Origin of the sequence: Bilophila wadsworthia ATCC 49260, from assembly GCF_000701705.1 — a bacterium.
Lineage (GTDB): Bacteria > Desulfobacterota > Desulfovibrionia > Desulfovibrionales > Desulfovibrionaceae > Bilophila > Bilophila wadsworthia.
Genome location: NZ_JNJP01000174.1, coordinates 1 through 2,492 on the forward strand (window position 1 = coordinate 1; position 2,492 = coordinate 2,492).

A 2,492-nucleotide genomic window follows, 5' to 3' on the forward strand; every position below is an offset into this window, starting at 1 on the left:
CGCGCGGCTCATAGGGGTGCTGGACCAGTCCGTCAAAGGTGGTGCCGTCGCCCGTGAAGCCTTCGCCGGGAAGCATGTTTGCCGTGGAGCGCAGCCTATGAGGCCGGATCTTCAACATGGCGTTGCCGGTGCGGCTCCCGCGCTCCAAAAGTTCCAGCGGTATCTTTTTGGCTATCCGCCTGATCGCGTCGATCGACGGAATGGAAGCCGGATTCTTCGCAAACGGCTTTAAAGCTGGCAAGCTTTTGTGTTTCGTGATCTTTTCGGGATTGAGAAAGTGCAGAAAGCGCAATCCGCCCTCGGGCATTCCAAGCCCGACCCACCGGACGACAATCTCAAATTCCCGGCGCGCCTGATTTATGGAAGGCGCTTGCGGTCTTTTCCAGATCAGCCGGAATATCTCGAACCACTCCGGAATGTTTGTATTCTTCTTCGGATCGGCAGGAACCAACCCAAGAATCCCCCTGTTTTCATACGTCGCGTACCAGTCAAACAATCTGGAGCGGGAAATGCCTCTTGCATCGCCTCGCCGGGCGTTGGCGATGCGGGCCGCTTCCATGAGATTTCGCGGCAACGTGCTGTTCCGGTAGGCTTCCACCAGCAGAAGGATCGCCGCCCGGCGGGACTTGCCTACCGTCTCGAAATTGCACACGGCGTCGATGAGTGCCTTGCGGGCAAGCGCCACATCACGTTCCCGCGCGGTGAGGTGAGAAAGGGAAACGGTGGGGGACTCAACCACGGCGGGCGTGGCGGGTTCAAGGACGACGGGGAGGTTTTCCCGTTCCTCGGCGGAAACGGCCAGCGCGATCGTTTCGCGCACGTCGGCGGGGAGCTTGATGGTGGGATACTCGAAGCCGCCGCCTTGACCGGAACGGAGGCGACGGTCCCAGTTATCACGCTTACCGATAAGCCGAACACCTTGCTCAGTCTTACCGAGCAGAGGTGCCAACTCCTGCGCCGTGTATGCTTCCTTAATCCCGCTCATAGCCTCACCTCATAAATTTGCCCCGGATTATGCCGCTCCGGGGGAGCGTCCCGCGTGGAGGCTTCGCGGTATTCGCCGTTGTGCAGGTTTCGCCGCCCGCCGCATGGCGTAGCGGGCGGCCTACACGGGCGCGGTAGTGACCGTGGCGCTCTGGGCGCTCTGCGGCCCCGGTTTGTAAGGTTCCGCCTTCTCGGTTAGACTGGGCACATCAAAATCAACCATCTAACTCCCGGACCGTCCGGGAATGCCGAGGAGGCGGAAATGTCTATACAGAAGTACATGGCTCACTTTGAGCAGCTGAGAGAAGAAATAGAAGAACAGCTCTCAGAAGATGATATTTCTAGATTAAGCAATTCGTTAAAGACATCTGGAAAAACGGCTTGGGACACATGGCTAGACGAGCATTCAAAAGAAATCTCTTTGTTTCTTATACAAACCCCCAGTGAAAGAAAAAAGAAAGCCATATGGAAAACTGAAAAAGACAAACTGCTTGGATTACTTGGAGCACTTGTATTTTGCCGTAGAGCTTGCATATTCGCTCGTTCAGCCGAACAACTTAGCTATGATATAGACTGCTCAAGTTATCGGTCTGCCTTATCTACAGCCGCAACAGAGGCATGGGGCCTCTCTTCATCGCTTGCTATTTATTGGCCGTTTTCAGGCGAAACCCCTTGGGGTGAGGAGCAGGAATTTTTTCCTTATTCAGGAACTCAGAGGCTTCCTCGGATACCTGATGATTATTTTTTTGATAAGTAGAATGGGGGCATTCTAGTTGCGCATCCATGCTTTTTACATCAAGAACCAAAACAAGAACCCTGATGGCCTCAACCGTAGTTAATCCTTCAAGACAGGCGAGAATATTCCTAACGGCCTTTTGCTCTGCCAATAGAGCTTCTCGCCTGTCTTGCGGTAGAGAAGCCTTTGTACTGTTCATAATCCAATCGTATTTGTCCTGAGCATTCGTTGTCTCTGTCTGCTGATAGGTACCGTTTTTCTCTAGAGTCATACCGTTTCTCCTTACTTCTTGTTCCTCTTCGGCAAATACCGAAGATGCTTTCTTCCGGGATTGGCCTTCAAAAGGGCTGCAATTCCTTTGATGCACTGATCACAGATGTACCTTGTGCGGTCTTTGTTCTCGATAAGAGCTTTACAACTCTCTTCCTCTTCCTTGACGCCACAGAAGCTACAGACGGGGCTGGTGGGCTTCATTTTGTCTTCCCCCTCCTCGGGTGGTAGACGCTATCAACGCAGCAGTACGGTCCATTGGTGCTCCACAACGGGACAAACTCCACCTTGGATTGCAAGCCTCCCTCTATCGCCCGTTCGTTGACTGCGGAAACCAGCACCGTTACGGCCTGTTCCCATTCAAGGTGAGCTACCTCGGCAAGTACGGTGCTGCGGATTTGCCGATGGGATCGGGATTGTTCGTTCATGCCGCTGCCTCCTTTCTGGGATCATGGAGAAGGTTTTCAGGCACCCCGATTTTGCGGAGCGCGTCCAGCACGGC

The 2,492-nt window shown here is 53.9% G+C and carries 4 protein-coding genes; 1 reads left to right on the forward strand and 3 read right to left on the reverse strand.

The features are described from left to right. Window positions 1–985, reverse strand: a 985-nt coding sequence (locus T370_RS0121650) for a DNA-binding protein (protein ID WP_029436985.1), incomplete at its 3' end; no start/stop codon positions are given. 261 nt (window positions 986–1,246) lie between these two features. On the opposite strand from T370_RS0121650, the gene T370_RS25310 reads away from it, so the two are divergent. After that, complete coding sequence (locus T370_RS25310) at window positions 1,247–1,741, forward strand: hypothetical protein (RefSeq protein ID WP_156034488.1); 495 nt, start codon at window positions 1,247–1,249, stop codon at window positions 1,739–1,741. Between the two features lie 261 nt (window positions 1,742–2,002). Here the strand turns inward: T370_RS25310 and T370_RS26360 are convergent, their stop codons facing one another. Together T370_RS26360 and T370_RS0121665 are read right to left on the reverse strand one after the other, a co-directional pair. Further along, window positions 2,003–2,194, reverse strand: a complete 192-nt coding sequence (locus T370_RS26360; RefSeq protein ID WP_029436987.1) for a ClpX C4-type zinc finger protein — start codon at window positions 2,192–2,194, stop codon at window positions 2,003–2,005. Further along, window positions 2,191–2,418, reverse strand: coding sequence for a hypothetical protein (locus tag T370_RS0121665; RefSeq protein ID WP_029436988.1), 228 nt, complete (start codon window positions 2,416–2,418; stop codon window positions 2,191–2,193). The genes T370_RS26360 and T370_RS0121665 overlap by 4 nt, the downstream gene beginning before the upstream one ends. Between the last annotated feature and the right edge of the window lie 74 nt (window positions 2,419–2,492).